The organism is Peptoniphilus harei (assembly GCF_016726485.1).
GTDB classification, from domain to species: domain Bacteria; phylum Bacillota; class Clostridia; order Tissierellales; family Peptoniphilaceae; genus Peptoniphilus_A; species Peptoniphilus_A harei.
The window spans coordinates 1366064-1386072 of sequence record NZ_CP068103.1 but is presented as its reverse complement, the minus strand read 5'-3'; the positions used below and the strand labels follow the sequence as shown (position 1 = coordinate 1386072).

Annotated in this window: 20 protein-coding genes; 6 read left to right on the top strand and 14 right to left on the bottom strand. The window is 36.8% G+C overall.

Annotation, left to right across the window (positions count from 1 at the left end; translation table 11 throughout):
• Positions 1–89: 89 nt before the first annotated feature.
• The 5 genes from I6I93_RS06465 to I6I93_RS06445 all read left to right on the top strand — a co-directional run bounded on the left by I6I93_RS06465 (position 90) and on the right by I6I93_RS06445 (position 6496).
• Positions 90–1400, top strand: a complete 1311-nt coding sequence (locus tag I6I93_RS06465; RefSeq protein ID WP_112889882.1) for an aspartate kinase — start codon at positions 90–92, stop codon at positions 1398–1400.
• A 2-nt stretch (positions 1401–1402) separates the two neighbouring features.
• Positions 1403–2380, top strand: a complete 978-nt coding sequence (locus I6I93_RS06460) for an aspartate-semialdehyde dehydrogenase (RefSeq protein WP_112889881.1) — start codon at positions 1403–1405, stop codon at positions 2378–2380.
• Position 2381: 1 nt separating this feature from the next.
• Complete coding sequence (locus I6I93_RS06455; RefSeq protein WP_112889880.1) at positions 2382–3563, top strand: homoserine dehydrogenase; 1182 nt, start codon at positions 2382–2384, stop codon at positions 3561–3563.
• The gene (thrB, locus tag I6I93_RS06450) at positions 3560–5854 is read left to right on the top strand and encodes a homoserine kinase (protein WP_112889879.1); all 2295 of its coding nucleotides are present in this window, start codon (positions 3560–3562) and stop codon (positions 5852–5854) included. The genes I6I93_RS06455 and thrB overlap by 4 nt, the downstream gene beginning before the upstream one ends.
• Before the next feature lie 135 nt (positions 5855–5989).
• Positions 5990–6496, top strand: a complete 507-nt coding sequence (locus I6I93_RS06445) for an ECF transporter S component (protein ID WP_112889878.1) — start codon at positions 5990–5992, stop codon at positions 6494–6496.
• Positions 6497–6562: 66 nt separating this feature from the next.
• Here the strand turns inward: I6I93_RS06445 and I6I93_RS06440 are convergent, their stop codons facing one another.
• The 6 genes from I6I93_RS06440 to hpt form a co-directional block, all read right to left on the bottom strand.
• On the bottom strand, positions 6563–7288 hold the full coding sequence (locus I6I93_RS06440) for a Fic family protein (protein WP_112889877.1): 726 nt from the start codon (positions 7286–7288) through the stop codon (positions 6563–6565).
• Positions 7289–7383: 95 nt separating this feature from the next.
• Positions 7384–8304, bottom strand: a complete 921-nt coding sequence (gene hslO / locus I6I93_RS06435) for an Hsp33 family molecular chaperone HslO (protein ID WP_112889876.1) — start codon at positions 8302–8304, stop codon at positions 7384–7386.
• 2 nt (positions 8305–8306) lie between these two features.
• Positions 8307–9032, bottom strand: coding sequence for a class I SAM-dependent DNA methyltransferase (locus I6I93_RS06430; protein WP_112889875.1), 726 nt, complete (start codon positions 9030–9032; stop codon positions 8307–8309).
• Entirely contained in the window at positions 9029–9766 is a 738-nt protein-coding gene (locus I6I93_RS06425) for an SIR2 family NAD-dependent protein deacylase (RefSeq protein WP_112889874.1), read from the bottom strand. Before I6I93_RS06425 ends, I6I93_RS06430 begins: the two co-directional genes overlap by 4 nt.
• A gap of 11 nt (positions 9767–9777) precedes the next feature.
• Positions 9778–10725: a type II CAAX endopeptidase family protein gene (locus I6I93_RS06420; RefSeq protein WP_306344720.1), complete on the bottom strand. Its 948-nt coding sequence runs from the start codon at positions 10723–10725 to the stop codon at positions 9778–9780.
• Positions 10679–11206: a hypoxanthine phosphoribosyltransferase gene (gene hpt, locus I6I93_RS06415; RefSeq protein ID WP_112889873.1), complete on the bottom strand. Its 528-nt coding sequence runs from the start codon at positions 11204–11206 to the stop codon at positions 10679–10681. The genes I6I93_RS06420 and hpt overlap by 47 nt, the downstream gene beginning before the upstream one ends.
• Before the next feature lie 97 nt (positions 11207–11303).
• Between hpt and I6I93_RS06410 the strand changes: the two genes are divergently transcribed.
• A complete protein-coding gene (locus I6I93_RS06410) occupies positions 11304–11828 on the top strand; it encodes a DUF4364 family protein (RefSeq protein WP_112889872.1) in 525 nt (174 codons plus the stop codon).
• Between the two features lie 82 nt (positions 11829–11910).
• Here the strand turns inward: I6I93_RS06410 and I6I93_RS06405 are convergent, their stop codons facing one another.
• The 8 genes from I6I93_RS06405 to pstC form a co-directional block, all read right to left on the bottom strand.
• The gene (locus tag I6I93_RS06405; RefSeq protein ID WP_112889871.1) at positions 11911–13986 is read right to left on the bottom strand and encodes a heavy metal translocating P-type ATPase; all 2076 of its coding nucleotides are present in this window, start codon (positions 13984–13986) and stop codon (positions 11911–11913) included.
• Position 13987: 1 nt separating this feature from the next.
• A complete protein-coding gene (locus I6I93_RS06400) occupies positions 13988–14296 on the bottom strand; it encodes a DUF6110 family protein (protein WP_112889870.1) in 309 nt (102 codons plus the stop codon).
• Between the two features lie 145 nt (positions 14297–14441).
• The gene (locus I6I93_RS06395) at positions 14442–16118 is read right to left on the bottom strand and encodes a sensor histidine kinase (protein ID WP_112889869.1); all 1677 of its coding nucleotides are present in this window, start codon (positions 16116–16118) and stop codon (positions 14442–14444) included.
• Between the two features lies 1 nt (position 16119).
• The gene (locus I6I93_RS06390) at positions 16120–16800 is read right to left on the bottom strand and encodes a response regulator transcription factor (protein ID WP_070700433.1); all 681 of its coding nucleotides are present in this window, start codon (positions 16798–16800) and stop codon (positions 16120–16122) included.
• A 28-nt stretch (positions 16801–16828) separates the two neighbouring features.
• Positions 16829–17467 (bottom strand): phosphate signaling complex protein PhoU, encoded by a 639-nt coding sequence (gene phoU / locus I6I93_RS06385; protein WP_112889868.1) that lies wholly within the window; start codon positions 17465–17467, stop codon positions 16829–16831.
• A complete protein-coding gene (pstB, locus tag I6I93_RS06380) occupies positions 17467–18222 on the bottom strand; it encodes a phosphate ABC transporter ATP-binding protein PstB (RefSeq protein ID WP_070700427.1) in 756 nt (251 codons plus the stop codon). Before pstB ends, phoU begins: the two co-directional genes overlap by 1 nt.
• Entirely contained in the window at positions 18222–19103 is an 882-nt protein-coding gene (gene pstA / locus I6I93_RS06375) for a phosphate ABC transporter permease PstA (RefSeq protein WP_112889867.1), read from the bottom strand. The genes pstB and pstA overlap by 1 nt, the downstream gene beginning before the upstream one ends.
• Positions 19096–20004 (bottom strand): phosphate ABC transporter permease subunit PstC, encoded by a 909-nt coding sequence (gene pstC, locus I6I93_RS06370; protein ID WP_112890573.1) that lies wholly within the window; start codon positions 20002–20004, stop codon positions 19096–19098. The genes pstA and pstC overlap by 8 nt, the downstream gene beginning before the upstream one ends.
• Positions 20005–20009: the final 5 nt, after the last annotated feature.

Here is a 20009-nt window from a genome sequence, read left to right as displayed (position 1 = left end):
TTTGAAATAACAATTAATTTACAAATCAAAAATTTTTCATTTTGTTAAAAGTTTTTTACTTATTTACATTTACTACAAAGGAGAAAGAGATGAAAGTCGCAAAATTTGGTGGCAGTTCACTTGCCGATGCTCGCCAGCTGAAAAAAGTTAAGGATATTATTCTGGAAGATGACGCTAGAAAGTACATCGTAGTTTCTGCGCCTGGAAAAGGAGTTAACAACAATCACAAGGTCACTGACCTTCTAGCAATGTGCCATGAGCTAAGTGCGCACGAATTGAATTTTAATGAAGTTTACAAGATCATCGAGAATGTTTTTAAAAATATTGTTGATGATCTTGTTTTGGATATAGACATTGATAAGATTCTTGCCGAGGTCAAAGATGAGATTACAAATGGAGCAAGCTACGACTTTGTTATAAGCCGTGGCGAGTTTATTAGCGCCCAAGTCCTTGCAGCCTATCTTGGCTTTGACTTTGTGGACGCAAGGGACTTAATTGTATTTACAAATGGTGTCGTTGACCTTCCTAAGTCTGAAGATAAAATTAAGGACATTCTCACTAAACATGAGAATGCTGTTGTCCCAGGTTTTTATGGTGAGAACGAGGAAGGCAAGGTCAAAACTTTTTCTCGTGGTGGGTCTGATGTAACTGGTTCTATTATTGCCTCTGCCCTCGATGCTGAAATGTATGAAAATTTCACTGACGTGTCTGGCTTTTTGGTTGCTGACCCAAAAATCGTCAAGGACTCCTCTCCTATTGGGACAATTACTTACAAGGAGTTGAGGGAGCTTTCCTACATGGGAGCCAAGGTCTTACACGAAGAAGCCATCTTCCCACTCAGGGACAAAAATATTCCTATAAATATAAAAAATACTAATGCCCCTCACGAAGAAGGAACTTTGATTCTTTCTAAGTGTGACATAAAAAATAAAAATATCTTAACTGGTATTTCGGGCAAAAAAGATTTCACTGTTATAAATCTTGAAAAGGTAAATATGAATACTGAGAAGGACTTCTTCAGAAAGCTAACTACAGTTTTTGAGTCCAATGATATTTCCATTGAGCACATGCCTTCAAGCATTGACTCTGTTTCTGTCCTTGTGGCAGATTCCTATATCACACCAAAGCTTGACAAGGTTCTTGAAGAGTTAAAGATTTATCTAAACGTAGACAACATTTCTTGGGAAAGGGACATCTCCCTCATTGCCGTTGTTGGTCGTGGCATGATCAATGAAAAGGGCGTGTCTTCTAGGACTTTTACTGCCCTTGCAAGAGAAGGGGTTAATATAAAGATGATTAGCCAGGGTTCCAGCGAAATAAATATTATTATTGGTGTTGAAACTCAAGATTTTGAAAAAGCAATTCGCGCAATTTATGAAGAATTTTATAAGGAGGACTAAGGATGAAGGTTAATGTAGCAGTTGTTGGTGCAACTGGACTTGTTGGAAGCATGATGTTAAAGGTTTTAAGTGAAGAAAATTTCCCAATTGACAATTTATACTTGTTTAGCTCAAAAAAATCGGCTGGCAAAAAAATTGAATATTGTGGCAAAGAATACACTGTTGAAGAATTAAAGGAAGATTCCTTTGAAGGAAGGGATATTAAGATTGCCCTCTTCTCTGCTGGTGGCTCTGTAAGTGAAAAGTTCGCTCCTATAGCTGCTAAGGCTGGAGTAACTGTTGTTGACAACTCATCTGCCTTTAGGATGGACCCAGAAGTTCCACTAGTTGTTCCAGAAATTAATCCTGAAGATATTAAGGACAACAAGGGAATTATTGCAAACCCAAATTGTTCAACTATACAATCTGTACTTCCACTTAAACCAATTCACGACAAGTACAAGATCAAGAGGGTAATTTATTCTACTTACCAATCTGTTTCTGGATCTGGCATAAAGGGAATCTCTGACTTAGAAGAAGGCACTCAGCTTGCCTACAAGTATCCAATTAAGAACAACTGCATTCCACAAATTGATGTCTTCTTAGACAATGGTTACTCCAAGGAAGAAATGAAGATGATTAACGAAACTAAAAAAATCCTTCACGACGACTCTATCCTTGTTACTGCCACAACAGTTCGTGTCCCAGTTAAGTTCTCCCACTCAATTTCTATTAACGTTGAAGTGGAAAATCCTTTTGAAGTTGATGATGTGAAGAAAATTATTGGAGACTACCCTGGCATGGTACTAGAAGATGATCTTGCCAATGAAGTTTATCCAATGCCTTTAATGTCAGCTGATAAGAATGAAGTTTTTGTTGGCAGGATTAGACGTGACTTCACTGTAGAAAACGGCCTAAACCTTTGGTCTTGTGCTGACAACATTAGGAAGGGAGCTGCAACTAACGCAGTGCAAATTGCTAAAAAAGTCTTGGAGGTTTAAGTTGAAAATTGCAATAATGGGCTTTGGCACTGTGGGAACAGGTGTCGAAGAAATTTTATACAAGAAGAGGGAGTCCCTCTTAAAAAATAATTTTGATATAAAAATTGAAAAAGTTTTAATTAGAAATAAAAATAAAAAAAGGTCTCCCCTTGATGGTGACCTTGCCTTCACAGATGATTTTGACGAAATTTTAAATTCTGATGTGGATACAGTTATTGATGTGACTTCAAGTCTTGAAGAAACTTATGAGAGAATTGTTAAATTAATGGAAGCTGGCAAAAATATTGTAACTGCCAACAAAGCCGTAGTTTCAAAATACTTTGAAGAGTTAAATGAACTTGCAAGAGAAAAAAATATTTATTTTTCTTATGAAGCTGCAGTTGCTGGTGCAATCCCAGTAATCCATCCTCTAATGGAAGAGGCCTTCTTCAGCGAAATGAATAAGATCCAAGGAATTTTAAATGGAACTTCCAACTACATCCTTTCAAAGATGGAAGTTGAAGGCTCATCCTATGACGAGGTCTTAAAAGAAGCCCAAGAGCTTGGCTATGCAGAAGCAGATCCTACTGCTGATGTTGGAGGCTTTGATGCCATGAGAAAGATAAGAATTTTATCTTCTCTTATTTACAATTCAAATATCAATGAAGATGAGATTTTTACTTTTGGCATTGAAAATGTAAAGAAAGCTGATTTTGATTTTGCAAAAGAAAGAGGCTACTCCATTAGGGTCCTTGCCAAGTCAGAACTAGCAAATGATAAGATAAATATTTCTGTGATTCCTACTTTTGTTAGGGATAATTTCTTTGCAAAAACTTTTGGTGGAACTAACGGAGTTAAGGTCTGGGGAGAAAACTTCACTTCCTACGAACTCAAGGGTCCTGGAGCAGGCAAGCTTGAAACTGCCGATGCAGTTATGCGTGACCTTTTGAGAATCCTTGCAAAAAGAGAAATAAAAACTTTTTATGACGCAGGAAATTCCTATGAAGTTGAAAATAATTTGGAAAACAAATTTTATGTGAGGACTTCTGAAGTCTCTCCTGAACTAAAAGACTTAATAGAAGAAGAAAAAATTATAAATGACGAACACCTAATAATTACAAAAAAAGTTTCCCTTGATAACTTGAGAGCTTCCCTTGGTAATCTCGACAAAGTTTTCTTGGCAGAAATTGAGGAGGATTTATGAAATTTTTATCAACAAGAAATTCAAATTTAAAAATTTCTGGCAGAGAAGCCATTGTCAAAGGAATCTCTGAAGACGGCGGTCTCTTTGTCCCAGAATCCTTCCCTGCCTTTGACATAATGGAGAACTTGGACCTGTCTTACACAGACTTGGCCCACAAAATTCTTTCACTTTATCTCACAGACTTTGACAAGGACGACTTGTTAGGGCTTATAGAAAAATCCTACGCATCCTTTGAAGATGAAATTGCAAAAGTTTCTTACCAAAAGGATTTTTACCTGGAACTTTATCATGGCAGGACTTCTGCCTTTAAGGACTTTGCACTTTGCCTTCTTCCAAACCTCTTGGCCTATGCCAAAAAATCTCTTGGTATCAAGGACAAAACCCTTATTTTGACTGCAACATCTGGCGACACAGGTAAGGCTGCCCTAGAAGGTTTTTACAACACAGAAGACATTGACATCTTGGTCTTATACCCAACAGAAGGTGTGAGTTCCATCCAAAAGGCCCAAATGGATACAACAGGATCTTTAAATTCAAAGGTTATTTCCATTGATGGCAACTTCGACGATGCCCAATCTGCTGTGAAAAAAATATTTAACGATGAAAAGATAAAAGAAGAGCTTAAAGAGGAAAATATTTATCTTTCTTCTGCCAACTCCATAAACATTGGCAGGCTCCTTCCCCAAATCATCTACTATTTTTATTCCTACGCAGACTTAGTCAAGAATAAAAAAATAAGTGGCGGAGAAAAAATCTCCTACTGTGTTCCTACGGGAAACTTTGGAGACATCTTGGCGGGATATTACGCAAAGGAAATGGGACTTCCAATAGACAATCTTGTCATTGCATCAAATGATAACAATGTTTTGACAGACTTTTTCACTAGTGGAAGATACGATGCCAACAGGGACCTTGTAAAGACAATTTCTCCTTCCATGGACATCTTGGTTTCATCAAACCTTGAAAGACTAATCTTCCACAAGTCATCTGATGAAGTCGTTAAAGAAAAAATGGCTGACTTAAAAGACAAGGGTCTCTTTGAATTTAAGAGCGACTTCCATGAATTCTTGTGTGGTTTTGCCAAGGAAGATGAGACAAGGGAAACTATTAAGAAGGTCTTTGAAGAAGAAAATTATTTGATGGATCCCCACACAGGAGTTGCAAAAAATATTGTAGACAAGCTTGGACTTCATAAGACAGTAATCTTATCAACAGCAAGTCCCTACAAGTTTTCTTCTACAGTCTTAGGAGCTTTAGGGGAAAATCTTTCAGATGATGAGTTTGAAAATATTGATATCCTTCACGAAAAAACTGGAGTTAAGATTCCATCTGAAATTAAAAAATTAAAAAATAAAAAAATTCTTCACAAGACAAAAATTCTTAAAAATGAAATTGAAGAAGAGGTCTTAAAATTTGCAAGACGTGGCAAGAGAATTTCCGTCCCAGCCACTTCAGCCAACCTTGGACCTGGCTTTGACGTCCTTGGTCTTGCCCTTGACCTTGCCAACACTTGTGAGTTTAAGTTAAGTGATGACAAAAATGAATTTGAAAATAATATAAATTCAAATTTAATCTACAAGGCCTACAAGTATGCCTTTGACTTCTATGGAGAGGAAGCCCTTCCTGTGGACTTTAATGTGGACACCAATGTTCCACTTTCTCGTGGTCTTGGATCATCAGCTTCCTGCATTGTCATGGGGATCATGGCTGCCTTTGATGTCATGAAGAGAGACTTTGACAAGAAGGAAATTTTGAAACTTGCAACAAAGATGGAAGGCCACCCAGACAATGTAGCTCCAGCAATTTTTGGCAATGCTGTGGCATCAATCCTAAAGGATGATCAAGTTTACCTAGAAGAATTTGAAGTTTCAAATAATTTTAAATTCTTGGCAATAATTCCTGACTTCAAACTTCCAACAAAAGAAGCAAGAGATGCCTTGCCAAAGACTTACTCAAAGGAAGATGCTGTCTTTAACCTTTCAAGACTTTCCATGGTAATCTTGTCATTAATCTCTGGCAATGAAGAAAACTTAAAAGTTGCCCTTGATGATAAAATTCACGAGCCTTACAGGTTAAAATTAATTCCAGAAATCGATGATATTGAAAAAATTATTGATGATTCAGAAGCACTTGGCCACTACCTAAGTGGTGCCGGATCCACTATTATGGTGGTCTTAAAGGCAGACGACAATACTTCAGAAGACCAAATCAAAAATAAATTAGATAAGCTTTCAAATTCTTATGAAGTAAGACTTCTTGATATTGATGAGAAGGGTGCCTTCATAATTTAAAAATTAATTTTACAAAAAGTTTATAAATTAAAATTTTTAAAGCAAGGCCGTATTGTCGACCTTGCTCTTTATTTATATGACAATTTCTGGTAAAATAATTCTAAATTATTTTAAAAAAATGTGAAAGGAGCACTCATGAAAAATTTTAAGGTCAGAGACCTTGTCATCACTTCACTATTTATTGCACTTGTATATGTATTCACTTGGCTGGTAAAAATCCAACTCCCCTTCTCCCCCAACGGAGGCCTGATTCACTTGGGCAATGTCCCCTTCTTCTTGGCTGCCATATTTTTTGACAAGAGAGTGGGCATGACAGCAGGAGCTTTGGGCATGGGCCTATTTGACTTAACAAGTGGATGGATTCTTTGGTCACCAATGACTGTGATCTCAGCCCTAATCATGGGCTACATCTTAAACAAGATGAACTACAAGAAGCACAATCTTAAAAGTTTAATTACATCTTTTATACTTGTTGCCCTTGTAAAAGTTGTGGTTTACTACATAGGAGAAATTTTTATCTTGTCTTCACTTGTCGCACCCCTTGCGTCAATACCAGGCAACCTAATTCAAATTGCAGTTTCATCTGTCATAGTCCTTGTGGTTTTTAAACCCATGGAAAAAGTTTTTAATAACATAAGATAAAAACATAAAAAAAAGATAGCTAGATTAAATTTTCTAGCTATCTTTCTTTTTTTATAAAATTTTCTTTTAGTCTCTATAATCGATTTTAAAATAATCTAAATATGCCTTAAACCTATCTTGTGCTGAAAGACAAGTTTCTACCAAGAATCCTCTTTCTTTTTTGTATTCTGCAAGTCCCCTATAATAGAAAAATTTTAAGTCTTCGCTAATTATAAAGGGAACAAAGTCATACTTGAGACACTCTTTAAAAATAATAAGCCTTCCGACTCTACCATTCCCATCTTGGAAAGGATGAATTTTTTCAAACCTATAGTGGAAGTCAATTATATCTTCAAGTCTTTTCTCTTTCTTCTCATTGTAAGAATCTAGAAGTTTTTTCATTTCATGTGGCACATCTTCAGGCGAAGTCGTTTCATTTCCACCAACTTCATTTGGATAAGCCTTATAATCTCCAACCCTAAACCAATCTAGCTTGGAGTCACTTGTGCCAGCTTTTAAAGCCTTGTGAAGGTCTTTTATATAAGCTTCTGTCAATTCTTCGTCGTAGGAATCTATGACCTTATCAATTGATTGAAAATGATTTAAGGTTTCTATAATGTCATCGACATTTACTGATTCATTGACACCAAGGGTGTTGGTTTCAAATATCATCCTAGTTTGGTCTTCAGTCAACTTGCTTCCTTCTATGTGATTAGAGTTGTAAGTGAATTCAACTTGGAGTTTGTGATATATTCCACCACTTATTTTATTGTTTTTTTCATATTTTAAAACGTCTAATAATTTTCTACTCATAGGATCCTTACATTCCTTTAATTAATATTCACTAACCAATCGGACAAAATATCAAATAGATTTAAACTATTTTAAAAGATATAAAAAAATTTAATCTAAAAATTATCTTGGATAATAACTTCCCTATTTTTATTTATGTCCTCGGCCTTCTTTAGCATTCTCTCAAGGTCTTCCTCGTCAAAATCGTAAACAGAGTTACAGAAGTAGCAATTCACTTCTGCCTTCTTGTCTTCTTCTAGAATTTTTTTAATTTCTTGTGGTCCAACTGACACAATGGCATCTTCAACTTTTTCACGAGAGCAGTTGCACTTGTACTCAATTTCTCTCTTTTCAAGAACCTTGTAGTTCATGCCTTCCATTAAGATTTCAATTAACTTTTCTGCATCGTGGTACTCATCAATCACTGAAGTTACGTTGTTTAGCTTTTTCAAGTTTTCCTCTAGCTTTGCAATCTCTTCTTCCCTACAGTCTGGCATTAGTTGAACTATAAAGCCACCTGCTGCCTTGATTGAATAGTCAACATCAACAAGGACTCCAAGACCAACTGCTGATGGAACTTGGTCTGATTGCAAGAAATAAACTGCAAGATCTTCTGCGATTTCACCACTTGTCAGGTTAACTGTTCCTGTGTAAGGCTTCTTCATTCCAACGTCCATTGTCATAGTTAGGGTTCCTTGGCCAACGGCTCCAGCAACATCAATCTTTCCGTCATACTCTCTTATTGGAAGGTCGGCTCCTGGTCTTGAAACGTAGCCCTTTACATAACCGTCGTTTTTACAAGTTGCAACAATTGGACCTGCTGGACCATCTCCATTTATGGAAATAGTTACTGAATCCCTTTCATTTTTTTGCCATGATCCAATAATTGCTGTTGCAGTTAAAACTCTTCCCAGGGCTGCTGCAGTTGTCTTTGATAGTTTGTGAATCTTTGCTGCCTCTTCAACTACGTCAGTTGTTATGGCAGTAGAAATTTTTATAGTTTCTGTCTCATCTATTGCTCTTAAAATATATCCCAAATTTACCTCCTTGCGGCTATTGTGTATCTAGAAGTTTCATCACTTGCTTCTTTAAAGTCATAGTCATCATAAACTTCCATATCACAAAATCCAATTTCTTCTAAAATATTTTTCACATAAGAAAGGTCATAGGCCCTCTCTAGGTGCTCTTCATAAAATCTCTTGTAATTATTGTCTTCAGTGTTTCTGAAAAAATTAACTCCATAAGTGTTTAGCTTTGATTCTTCATCAAAAATATTTTCCCAAATATAGAAGACATCTTCAACTTCGTCAACAGTTACAGGGTCAATGTTCTTGAACTTGTACTCTGTGTTTAAGTCAAAGATAAAAATCCCACCATCTCTTAAGTGGTCATAGGCTGATTTTAGGGCAGCCTCAAAGTCTTCCCTCTCTATTAAATAATTTAAGCTGTCACCAACTGAGACTATGGTGTCATAAGTTGATGGGGCAGAAAAACCTGCCATGTTTTGCTTAAAAAGTCTTAAGTTCCTACTTCTAATCTTATTTTCACAAACTGCCAACATGTCCTCTGAAAGGTCAAAGGCATGGACCTTGTAGTCCTTGACTAGCTTTTCTGTGAGACCTCCAGTCCCACAGGCCATTTCTAAAATTAAGTCAGCTTCTAGAGATTTTTTCCCCAGAAGCTCTCCTATAAATTTATAAATTTTTTCGTAGTCAAGGTCATACATGAGCTTGTCGTAAAAATAAGCAAAATCTCCGTACATCATGATCTAGCTTCAAGCTCCTTCAAAATTTCTTGTAATACCCTAGTGGAATTTTCGTGGATGACTACATCGGCACGCCTATCCATAGGTGTTGGGTCGTTGTTTATTATAATCAAGTGGTCCACATAGTTTGGCAAGAAATTTACTGGTGAAACTGTAAGAGATGATCCAACTACAATTAAGGTTTCAGTAGAGTCAAGTTCCCTTGCTCCCCTTTCAAAATCATCTGGCATCATGTCGCCAAACATCACAACATTAGGTCTGATCACTCCACCACATTCATCACACTTAGGTGGAATTTCTCCAGCTTCAACCTTTTCTCTCATTACAGTAAAAGGATATTCCTTACCACACTTCATGCAGTGGGTTCCACGAGTTTCTCCGTGAACTTCGTAAATATTTTTAGACCCAGCCTTGGCATGAAGGTTGTCAATATTTTGTGTGATTATACCAGCAAGATAACCTTCCTCTTCCATCTTGGCAAGAGCCTTGTGGCCTCCGTTTGGTTCTTGGTCATTTAAGTCTTCTAAAATCTTGTAGCCTTCCTTATAAAAAATTTCTGGATGGTTTAAAAGTCTGTCCTTGGAAAGGGCAAGGGCTGGGTCCATCTTGGAATAATATCCAGATGATGACCTGAAGTCAGGAATACCTGAATCTGTAGAAATACCTGCGCCAGTTAGGGCAAAAACTTTCTTTGATTTTAAAATTAAATCTGCTGCTTCTCTAATCTTATCCATATCCTATCTCCTTAAAAAACAATGTAGTGATAGATGAAATACAAAATCACAAGGGCAATGAGAGGAACAAAGTTGAATAAATCAATTGCTTCCACGTCCCTATATCTTATCTTAACCTGACCTTCAGACTTGTTCTCCTCCTTCAAACTTTTCATGATAAACCTGCCAAGGATTATTGAAAAAATTGAAAGGACAACTAGAATTATAATTATTGAAAGCTCAAGAGATCCTATCTCACGAGAAAACTTCGTCTGTCTCAAAAAGTTAAAGACCCTTTCGTTAACGTATCTTGCCGACAAAACTGCAAGAACATTGTTGACAAAGTGGGCCAAGATTGCAGGCAAAATTGAACCTGTGACTTCAATTAAACTTGCAAACAAAAGTCCCAACAAGAAGGGTGCTATAAAATTTTGGATATCAAAGTGGAAGAGGGCAAAGACAAGGGCCGATACCACTATGGCAAACCTCTCTCCATAAACATTGTAGGCATTGGTAAGAGTTCCTCTAAAGAAAACTTCTTCACAAATTGCCGGCACAAGGCACATGAAAATCAAATAATTAAAAATTGGAACATTTTGTAGCATTAGCTCCATGGGAAAATTTTTGTATTCAATAAAATTTGAAAGAAGGGACAAAAATACTCCGTTGAAAAGCAAGATCACAGGATAAATTAATATCACAAGGATTATTGTAAGTCCCAGGCTCTTCATTGGGGCCTTCTTGATCTTTAGGACCTCTTTTATTCTTCCTGTTGAGGAAATTAAAAGGGCTGGAATCAAAACTATACCCACTTCTGTTATAAAAGTCCCCCAAAAGCTAAAACGTTCCTGGATGTTAAATCCAATTGTCAAAAATATAATTGCAAGGACAAGGGTCAAGGAGTTGACACTCATCACATTTAAAGTCTTCTTCTTAAAGTTTTTCATTTTTTTCTGTGTAAGTGTAAATGTAAGGGACATTTCTGTAGTGGTCCCCATAGTTTAGGCCGTAACCAACTATAAAGAGGTCCTCGATTTCAAAGCCAACGTAGTCGGCACTTACATCTGCCTCTCTCCTTGAAGGCTTGTCCAACAAGACACAAGTCTTTAAAGTTTTTGGCTTGTAAGTCATTAACTTTTCCTTCACTGCGTAGAGGGTGTTGCCTGTGTCCAATATGTCGTCAACTATTAAGACATTTCTGCCCTCGATATTAGTGCGAAGGTCTGTCAAGAACCTAACTTCTCCACTTGAGCTTTCGCTATGACCATAACTTGAAGTTGTCAAAAAATCTATTTCAACTAATCTATCTATCTCTCTAACTAAGTCTGCTGCAAAGATAAAACTTCCCCTTAAAAGAGAAATAACTACGAAATCATCTTCGAAGTCTTTTTCTATCATCTTGCCCAGGCTTACAACTTTTTCTTTGATCTCTTCACGAGAAAATAAAATTTCTTTTTCCATAATTCCTCCACCTACATTATATCAAAAACTTGTAAAAATTCATCTTTAATTGCCTTTATGAGCCTGGCTTTGGTATAATTACTTGGAAGGTGATCTTATGAAAAAAAGTTCTTTTGAACTTGCATTAAATAAATTATTAATCCTCTACATAATAGATAATTTCAATCACAGGCTCAAGGAAAATGACCTGTCCTATTTTGTATTGGATATTGAGCTCTTTAATTATTTTTATTTCAAACAATATTTAAAGGAGCTAGAGTCAACAGGCCTTGTCCTCTTTGACGACGATAAAAAATATTATCTTTCAGAAGATGGGACAAAGACCCTAAATATTTTCTATGAGCAAATACCTGAAGAGAATATAAAATTTTTAGACGAGAAGATGGAGACCTACCACCACGACTTGCTCTTAAAAAATTCTGTATCAGGTCAAGTCATTGAAAGAGATGGAAGCCACTACGCTCATTTAAAAATTAGGGATGACGAGATTGATGTTCTTGATTTAAAAATTGAAGCATCAGACCCCACTATGGCGAAAAAAATAACCGCCAATTTCAAAAAAAATCCTGAAGATATTTATTCAGAGATCTTGAGAATTTTGACAGAAGAAGACAGTAAATAAGCATAAGAAAAAGGACCGCGAAGGTCCTCTTTTTTTGAGATTTGGAAAAATATATTTTTACTTTTTTATTTACAAATTTATTTTAAATTGCGTAGTCCCTCATATTTCTTCCTGCAATGGCAACTGTTGAGGCATTGTGGAGGAAGGCTGAACGAGTATTTGTCACGTAACCCAATACTCCTAGGATAATTAGGGCCCCGTTAAATGAAATAATTTCCCTGTAATTTCTGTGGATCCTTCTCTCAAGTCCTCTTGCAATTTTTATTGCATCAACAAGTTCCTTTAAGGAGTCGGACTTAATGGATATGTCTGCAATTTCTTTTGCTATGTCTGCACCTTCATGCATGGAGATGCCCACATCTGCCGATGATAGGGCAATGGAGTCGTTGATTCCGTCTCCAATCATGACAACAGTCCTGCCTGCTTCCCTTTCCCTGTCTACATAATTTTTCTTGTCTTCGGGCAAGACTTGTGACTCATAATAATCAAGTTCAAGCTCTTCTGCCACAGCTCTTGCAGAGTTCTCTGCGTCGCCAGTTAGCATGGCAATTTTTGTAAATCCAAGTTGTCTTAGGGCATCAATAGTAAGTTTTGCATCTTCACGCACTGGATCTTTTATACAAATTACTGCAATTAATTTCTCATCATAGGCTAGGTATAAGAGTGAGTAGTCTTCCTTTAACTCTTCAATCTTATCTTCTTGGGCCTTGTCGATTTGAATCTTTTCATCTTCAAGTATGAAGTGAGCCGATCCAATTAAGGCAGGTCTTCCCTCAATACTTGATTTTATTCCATGAGCCACAATATATTCTGGCTTCGAGTGCATCTCTTCATGCTTGAGGTCCTTATCCTTAGCGGCCTTAACAACTGCATTGGCAATGGAATGTGGGAAGTGTTCTTCAAGACAGGCTGCAATCCTTAGACATTCATCTTCATCGTGGTCGTAAAAGGCAATTACCTTCTCAACCTTTGGCTCTGACTTTGTAAGAGTTCCAGTCTTATCAAAGACTATGGAGTCAGCTTGGGCCAACTTTTCAAGATACCTTCCACCCTTTACAAGGATTTCTCTTTCTGATGCCGACGAAATTGCCTTCATTGTTGCAATTGGCATTGTAAGTTTTAGGGCACAAGAGAAGTCCACCATTAAAAAGGACTTGGCCTTGATAAAGTTTCTTGTCAAAAGATAAGTTAGGCCTGCCCCAAGGAAGGAATATTTTACAATAGAATCTGCAAGAGATTCTGCCCTCTTTTCTGCAAGGGATTTGTTCTTTTCACTTTCTCCAATTAATTCTATTATGTGGTTGATTCTTGAGTCGTCATATTTTTTTGCAGTCCTCACTAAAATGGCTCCCTCTTCAAGGGCAGTGCCTGCAAAGACAGTCTTGCCTTCAGTCTTCTTAACAGGAAGTGACTCGCCAGTTAGGGATGCCTCGTTGACCATGCCGTAGCCCCTAATTATTTCTCCGTCAACAGGAATAGTTGACCCCATGTCGACTTCAACAAGCTCGCCAATTTCTACATCTTCAAGCTTCTTTAAATACTTCTTATCTCCATCAAGAACAAAGACCTTATCAACGTTTAACTTCAATGACTGAGCCAGGTTATCCTTGGACTTCTTTAGGGTGTAGTCTTCTAGTTCTTCGCCAAGTTCTAGTAAGAACATAATGCTGCCTGCATCAGCAAACTCTCCATCCAGTATCGAAACTCCAATAGCTGTGGCATCCAGTAGACTGACGTCAAGTTTTCTGTTCTTAAGACTTCTTAAACCAGCCTTGATGTAAGGGATTGATTTTATAACTACGCCAAGAGGTCTCAAGGGCATTGGCATAATTTTTGTAAAGAAAATCCTCCTATACATTGCATCACGCAAGATATGAAAGACTTCCCTATCATTTTGTGGGACAAAGTCTGAATCATCAATTTCAAAGTCATCTAAGTCACTTAAGTCAAAGTTTAAGATAAATCTTGCTATCTTTGGCAGAAATTTTTCTTCATAAGATACGACTATAGAATTAGCTAGGGGAGAAATTTTACAAAACTTAACTCCCTCAAGCTCTTCAATCTTGTATTTTAATTTATTTACATTGGATTCTGGCAGGATCCCTTCATAGGTGAAGCGAGTCCTTCCAAGAGTCCTACTAGCAATAGAAGCAATCATTTTAGTCTTCTACTTCTTCTTCAACAACTTCTTCTTCTACTTCTGCTTGGGAAACTTTTTCTATATCTAATTGAGCCTTTCTTTCAGCTTCCTTCTTTTCATCTTCTGCCTTTTTTACTTTTGCTTCAGCAAGAATGTCTTCACTAGAAACTTTTACAGCTTCAAGGTTTTTGTCGATACCTTCTTTGATTTTTAGGCCACCAGCTACTGTGTTAACTGCTAATTTTTTTGCAGTTTCTGATGTAAGAATTTTTCCACCAAGAGCACCTGCTACTAAACCTAGTCCTAAATTAATTAATCTCTTGTTCATAATATCCTCCTAATAAAATCTATTTTAAGGATATAATAGCATTTATTTTTTTTATTTTTTAAGAATATAAATCTTAATATTTTTAAAAAATAAAACAAAAAAGGACCGCGAAGGTCCTCTTTTTGTGTCTCTAAAATTTATGAAATTAATTTTTCTTTGACTTCTTTAAAAGTAATTCAAAGGTCGTTCCTTTACCAAGTTGTGAATAAATCTTTACCTTTCCGTCTATATTTTGCAGGATGTGTTTTACTATGGAGAGGCCAAGACCTGTTCCACCAACCCTACGTGACCTAGACTTGTCTACCCTGTAAAATCTTTCAAAAATCCTTGCAAGGTCTTCTTGAGGGATTCCAATTCCTGTGTCAGCAATGTGAACCTTGTAATTCTCCTCTTCTTCAGAAATTTTTATGTCAAGCCTTCCTCCTTCTTTGTTGTACTTAAGTCCGTTGTTGATTAAGTTGGAGAAGAGCTCCCAAATCATAGTCCTGTTTTCAAAAAGACTGCCATCCCCCTCAAAGTTAACCTTAATATTTTTTTCTTCAATTAAGCCTTCATAGCCCTTTAGGATTTCAGAAATTATTTCCCTTAGGTCAACTTCTTCCTTGTCATAGTCTCCTGCATTTTCAAGGCCAGAAATTTTCATAATGTCTTCCACAAGACTTAGTAGTCTCTTGGAATCATTGTAAATTAATTTATAAAAACCTTCCTTGTCCTTGTCTTCTACCAAGTTGTTGACAAGAAGTTCTGAGAAACCAGAGATTGATGTAAGGGGAGTCTTTAACTCGTGACTAACATTGGATGAAAATTCTTCACGAAGTCTTAGGGCCCTGATTTCTTCCGTCTCATCAATAAATAAGATCAAAAGTCCCCTAACCCTCTTGTCTTCAAAGACTGGATTTACGTAACACTTGTAGTCCCTGTTGCCAATTCTCGTTATGGCTTCAGTGCTCTTGCCCTCAAGGGCCTCATCAGCCATTTTTAAAATTTCTTCATCTCTAATGAGATTTATAATATTTTCTCCAAGAATGTCTCTCTTTGAATTAAAGATTTCTCTTGCAGAGTCATTTACTGTCAAGAGATTTTTGTTTTCGTCAACAATAACAAGGGACTCCCTCATATTTTTTAAAATCGTATTTATTGTGTCTCTTTCTCTGGCAATCTCCTTGTAGTTTTCATCAATAGTTAGCTTTTGCCTTTTAATCCTATTTATAAAGGGACTAATCTCTGGAAAAATATTTGTGTCAATATTTATCAAGTCTTCTTCAAGATTGTTTAGTGGATCAAAGGTCTTTTTGGTTAAACTACTTGAAACAAAAGCTGCAACAACAAATATCACAAGGGACATTAATATATCAAGAGGAAGGACCTTGGTGAAGGCACCAACTAAGTTGTCCATTTCTCTTGAAATCCTAATCATATTTCCATCATCAAGCCTTAGGCTGACATAGTAGAGGTCCTTGGATAGGGTGTTGGAATATCTTTCCACTTGCGCGTAGCCAAGTTTTTTTGCTTCAATAACTTCTGGCCTGTCCTTGTGAGATGGCAAGAGTTTTACATCCTTCTTTGAATCATAAAGGACTTCTCCATCTTCTCTTATCAAGGTTATCCTAAAGTCTAATTTTTTATTTGCAAGTCCTTCCAAGTAAGCAATGTCATCTTCATGCTTGTTGAGACTTTCTCCCATAGTCATGACAATGTTTCTCAAGTCCTCGTTGGACCTCTTGGCGTAACCAGAATAAAATACAAACATGGAAGCCACAGTTGATAAAAATAAAGTCAAGAGGGCAATTCCAAGGAGGTATCTGAAAAATCTTTTTTTCATCTCATTCCTCCTTGGTCATCATGTAACCAATTCCCCTAATGGTTTTGATGCATCCCCTCTTGTCACCAAGCTTATCTCTTATTAACTTTATGTGCATGTCCACAGTCCTAGTTTCTCCCTCATAGTCGTAACCCCAAATTTCTGTCAAGAGTTTCTCACGAGAGATAACTATGTCCTTATTTAGAATTAAATATTTTAAAACTTCATACTCCTTTAAGCTAAAGTCAACTTGAGCACCATCAATAGTGACAGACCTGTTCTTGTCTTTTATAACAATCCCATTGTAGTCAAGGACTCCTGTGTCCTTTGGCTTTTTGCTAGCTCGTCTTTCCACTGCCCCAACTCTTGATAAAAGTTCCATGACAGAGAATGGCTTCTTGATGTAATCGTCTGCTCCTTCGTCAAGGGCAGAAATCACGTCGTATTCTGAAGTCTTGGCAGTTATCATTATGACCCAGGTGTCAGAAGTTTCTTCTCTCTCCCTAAGCCTTTTTAAAATCTCGATTCCGTCCATGTCGGGAAGCATTATGTCAAGGAGGACTAAATCAGGCCTTTTTTCTTCAAGAACTTTAAAGAAGTCCTTGCCCTTTTCAAAGGCTCTGACCTCGTAACCCTTAGTGTTTAAAGAGTATTCAATTAATTTTAAAATCGATGTATCATCTTCAACAAGATAAATTAGCATAAAATCATCCTTATTTTTTGATTTTTAATTAGCTTCTTGAACCTTCTATAGTAAAGATCACCCAGTAAGCAATGTTAACTCCATGATCAGAAATTCTTTCCAAGTACTTGGCAATCATTATATAATCAATGGCAGCTGCTGGATTAAAATCTGACTTTATTATATCAATTAATTGGTCTCTTATCATTACAAAATAATTGTCAATAACATCATCTTCGTCATCAATTTTCTTTGCAAGATCAAGATCTAAGTTTACAAAGGAATCAATGGACCTATTTAAAAGATTAACTGTTGCCTCTGCCATTTCCTTTATAAGAGGTAGGCTTGTAGTGTCACCGTCATCAGCTAGGCCCATGCAAATTTCTGCAATATCTCTTGCGTTATCCCCAATTCTTTCTAAGTCAGTAATCATCTTTAAGGCAGAAGAGACCCTCCTAAGGTCACTTGCTGCTGGTTGTTGCTCTACAAAAATTTTAAGGCATTGGTCTTGAATAATTTTTTCGTATTGGTCTGTTCTCTTTTCATCTTGGATGACTTCTTCTGCAATATCCTTGTCCTTTTCATCTAAAAGTGAAATTGCCTTTTTAATTGCAGATTCATTTAAACTTGCCATCTCTAAGACCAAGTCATTTAAGTGCCTTAATTCATCATCAAATCTTTTTCTCATTAGCCGAACCTTCCTGTTACATATAATTCTGTTTTTTCTTCCCTTGGGTTTGTAAAGATATCTACAGTATTTCCCTTTTCAACAATAACTCCATTTAAGAAGAAGGCAGTTTGATCTGAAATTCTTGATGCCTGTTGCATGTTGTGGGTTACCATTACAATTGTGTACTTGTCCTTTAAATCTTGGGCAAGGTCCTCAATTTTTCCTGTGGAAATTGGGTCAAGGGCAGATGTTGGTTCGTCCATTAATATAACTTCTGGATTAACTGCAAGAGCTCTTGCTATACAAAGTCTTTGTTGTTGCCCACCTGATATGGAAAGGGCAGACTTTTTTAAGTCATCTTTTACTTCATCCCAAATGGCAGCTTGCTTAAGTGATGACTCAACAATTTCATCAAGCTCAGCCTTGTTTTTTATCCCATGGGTCTTTGGTCCATAGGCGATGTTTTCGTAGATGCTCATTGGGAACGGATTAGGTTGTTGGAAGACCATACCCACTCTTTTCCTAAGTTTATTTACATCATAATTCTTGGCGTAGATGTCATCGCCATCGAGTTTTATTTCTCCATCAATCTTGCAGCCAACAACTAGGTCGTTCATCCTATTTAAACATTTTAATAGGGTAGACTTGCCGCAACCTGATGGCCCAATAAAGGAAAGAATTTCTCTTTCTCTTATGTCTAAGTTTATATTGTGAAGAGCTTGAAAGTCTCCGTAGAAGAGATCAAGATCCTTAACGCTCATTTTTGTATTCATTATTCAACCTCACTAAGTTTGTTTGCAAGTTTTGTAGAAGACCAGTTTATTATTAAAACTAAAATCAAGAGGACCATGCCAGTTGCATAGGCTTCTCCAACGTGCTTTCCTTCTGATGAAAGAACGTACATGTGAAGAGCAAGAGTCCTTGATGATGATCTAATAGATGTTGGAAGAGATGTTGCTGTTCCCAGTGTGTACATAAGGGCAGCAGTTTCTCCAACTACACGGCCAACAGATAAAATTATGCCTGATAAAATCCCTGGGATTGCTATAGGAAGTACAACCTTAAAGATTGTCCTAAGCTTACCTGCACCAAGGGCAAGGGAACCTTGTCTCACTGATGGGTGAACTGACTTTAAAGCTTCTTCAGTTGACCTGATAATAATTGGCAAGATCATTATAGAAACTGTTAGAACACCAGAAATTACTGAAAATCCCATTTTTAATTTTAGTCCAAAGAATAACATTCCAAAGAGTCCGTATACAATGGAAGGAATACCTGCAAGAGTTTCTGTTGCAAGTCTTATTGCCTTTACTAGTTTGTTTTCCACCCTTGTGTACTCAACTAAAAATATTGCAGTAAAAATTCCAATAGGTGATGCCAGTAAAATTGAAAGGACAACTGTTAAAAGTGTTGTTACAATGGCAGGACCCATGGATAGATTTTCTGTTGAATAGTTAAGAGACAACATACTCGGTCTAAAGGATAGGGCTCCCTTTACTACAACAAATATAACTATAAAGACTAGGACTCCAAGAGTCATAGCTGAAAATAGTCTCGTTGTTATTTTATAAAAGGACATCTTGCCAACAAAGTGAAGTCCAAGAATTGAAATTATAAATAGGGCCAAGAGACCTAGGGCAATTATTTTAGTCATTTTTTTCCCTCCTGTTCTTAACTATGAAGAAACTTGTATTTATTATTAAGATAAAAATAAATAGGACTCCTGCTGTTGCTATTAGGGCTTGCCTGTGGTCGCCAGCAGCGTAAGCCATTTCCAATACAATATTTGTAGTCATAGTTCTAATTCCCTTGAGAGGGTTAAGTGTAAGTCTTGTTTGGTTACCAGCAACAAGGATTACTGCCATAGTTTCACCAATGGCACGACCAATTCCAAGTATAATTCCTGCAAAAATTCCTGATCTTGCAGCAGGTATCATAACTCTTGTTATAGTTTCATCGTGAGATGCCCCAAGAGAAAGTGAGCCTGAGTAATAAGACTTTGGCACAGTTCTAAGTGAAGCTTCTGCCATAGAAATTATTGTTGGTAGGATCATTATTAAAAGCAAGATTGATGCACTTAAAATATTCATCCCATTTCCACCAAAGATAGACTTGTTAATAGGAACAATAATTGTTAGGGCAAAGAAACCATAAACTATTGATGGAATCCCTGTCATTAAATTAAGTCCTGGTTTTAAAATTTTGTAAAATTTTTTGGGACAATCAAAGGCCAAGTAGGCTGCCACCATAATGGCAACTGGCACTGCTCCCAAACAAGATAGGGCTGTAATAATTATTGAGCCAAGAATCATGGATAAGATTCCATAAGTTGGCGGTTGATTCATAGGTGCCCAAGAGTCGTTAAATATAAAATCCTTCACTCCAACTTTACCAAAAAATTCTATTGAATCTTTGAAGATAAAGGTACAAATTAGGAGTAAGAAGAAAATTGAAAGTACAGAACAAAGTAGGAAGAAGTACTTAGATACTTCTTCCCACGAAAATGTCCTGGTCCTCTTGTCATCTCGAGGGGCCTTTATATTAATATTTTCCATTTTAT

What these genes read in the sequence shown, in the direction of transcription:
- I6I93_RS06465 (WP_112889882.1), top strand. Translation starts at nt 90, where the DNA reads ATGAAAGTCGCAAAATTTGGTGGCAGTTCACTTGCCGATGCTCGCCAG.
- I6I93_RS06460 (WP_112889881.1), top strand. Translation starts at nt 1,403, where the DNA reads ATGAAGGTTAATGTAGCAGTTGTTGGTGCAACTGGACTTGTTGGAAGC.
- thrB (WP_112889879.1), top strand. Translation starts at nt 3,560, where the DNA reads ATGAAATTTTTATCAACAAGAAATTCAAATTTAAAAATTTCTGGCAGA.
- I6I93_RS06445 (WP_112889878.1), top strand. Translation starts at nt 5,990, where the DNA reads ATGAAAAATTTTAAGGTCAGAGACCTTGTCATCACTTCACTATTTATT.
- I6I93_RS06440 (WP_112889877.1), bottom strand. Translation starts at nt 7,288, where the DNA reads ATGAGTAGAAAATTATTAGACGTTTTAAAATATGAAAAAAACAATAAA.
- I6I93_RS06430 (WP_112889875.1), bottom strand. Translation starts at nt 9,032, where the DNA reads ATGATGTACGGAGATTTTGCTTATTTTTACGACAAGCTCATGTATGAC.
- I6I93_RS06425 (WP_112889874.1), bottom strand. Translation starts at nt 9,766, where the DNA reads ATGGATAAGATTAGAGAAGCAGCAGATTTAATTTTAAAATCAAAGAAA.
- I6I93_RS06420 (WP_306344720.1), bottom strand. Translation starts at nt 10,725, where the DNA reads ATGTCCCTTACATTTACACTTACACAGAAAAAAATGAAAAACTTTAAG.
- hpt (WP_112889873.1), bottom strand. Translation starts at nt 11,206, where the DNA reads ATGGAAAAAGAAATTTTATTTTCTCGTGAAGAGATCAAAGAAAAAGTT.
- I6I93_RS06410 (WP_112889872.1), top strand. Translation starts at nt 11,304, where the DNA reads ATGAAAAAAAGTTCTTTTGAACTTGCATTAAATAAATTATTAATCCTC.
- I6I93_RS06405 (WP_112889871.1), bottom strand. Translation starts at nt 13,986, where the DNA reads ATGATTGCTTCTATTGCTAGTAGGACTCTTGGAAGGACTCGCTTCACC.
- I6I93_RS06400 (WP_112889870.1), bottom strand. Translation starts at nt 14,296, where the DNA reads ATGAACAAGAGATTAATTAATTTAGGACTAGGTTTAGTAGCAGGTGCT.
- I6I93_RS06395 (WP_112889869.1), bottom strand. Translation starts at nt 16,118, where the DNA reads ATGAAAAAAAGATTTTTCAGATACCTCCTTGGAATTGCCCTCTTGACT.
- I6I93_RS06390 (WP_070700433.1), bottom strand. Translation starts at nt 16,800, where the DNA reads ATGCTAATTTATCTTGTTGAAGATGATACATCGATTTTAAAATTAATT.
- phoU (WP_112889868.1), bottom strand. Translation starts at nt 17,467, where the DNA reads ATGAGAAAAAGATTTGATGATGAATTAAGGCACTTAAATGACTTGGTC.
- pstB (WP_070700427.1), bottom strand. Translation starts at nt 18,222, where the DNA reads ATGAATACAAAAATGAGCGTTAAGGATCTTGATCTCTTCTACGGAGAC.
- pstA (WP_112889867.1), bottom strand. Translation starts at nt 19,103, where the DNA reads ATGACTAAAATAATTGCCCTAGGTCTCTTGGCCCTATTTATAATTTCA.
- pstC (WP_112890573.1), bottom strand. Translation starts at nt 20,004, where the DNA reads ATGGAAAATATTAATATAAAGGCCCCTCGAGATGACAAGAGGACCAGG.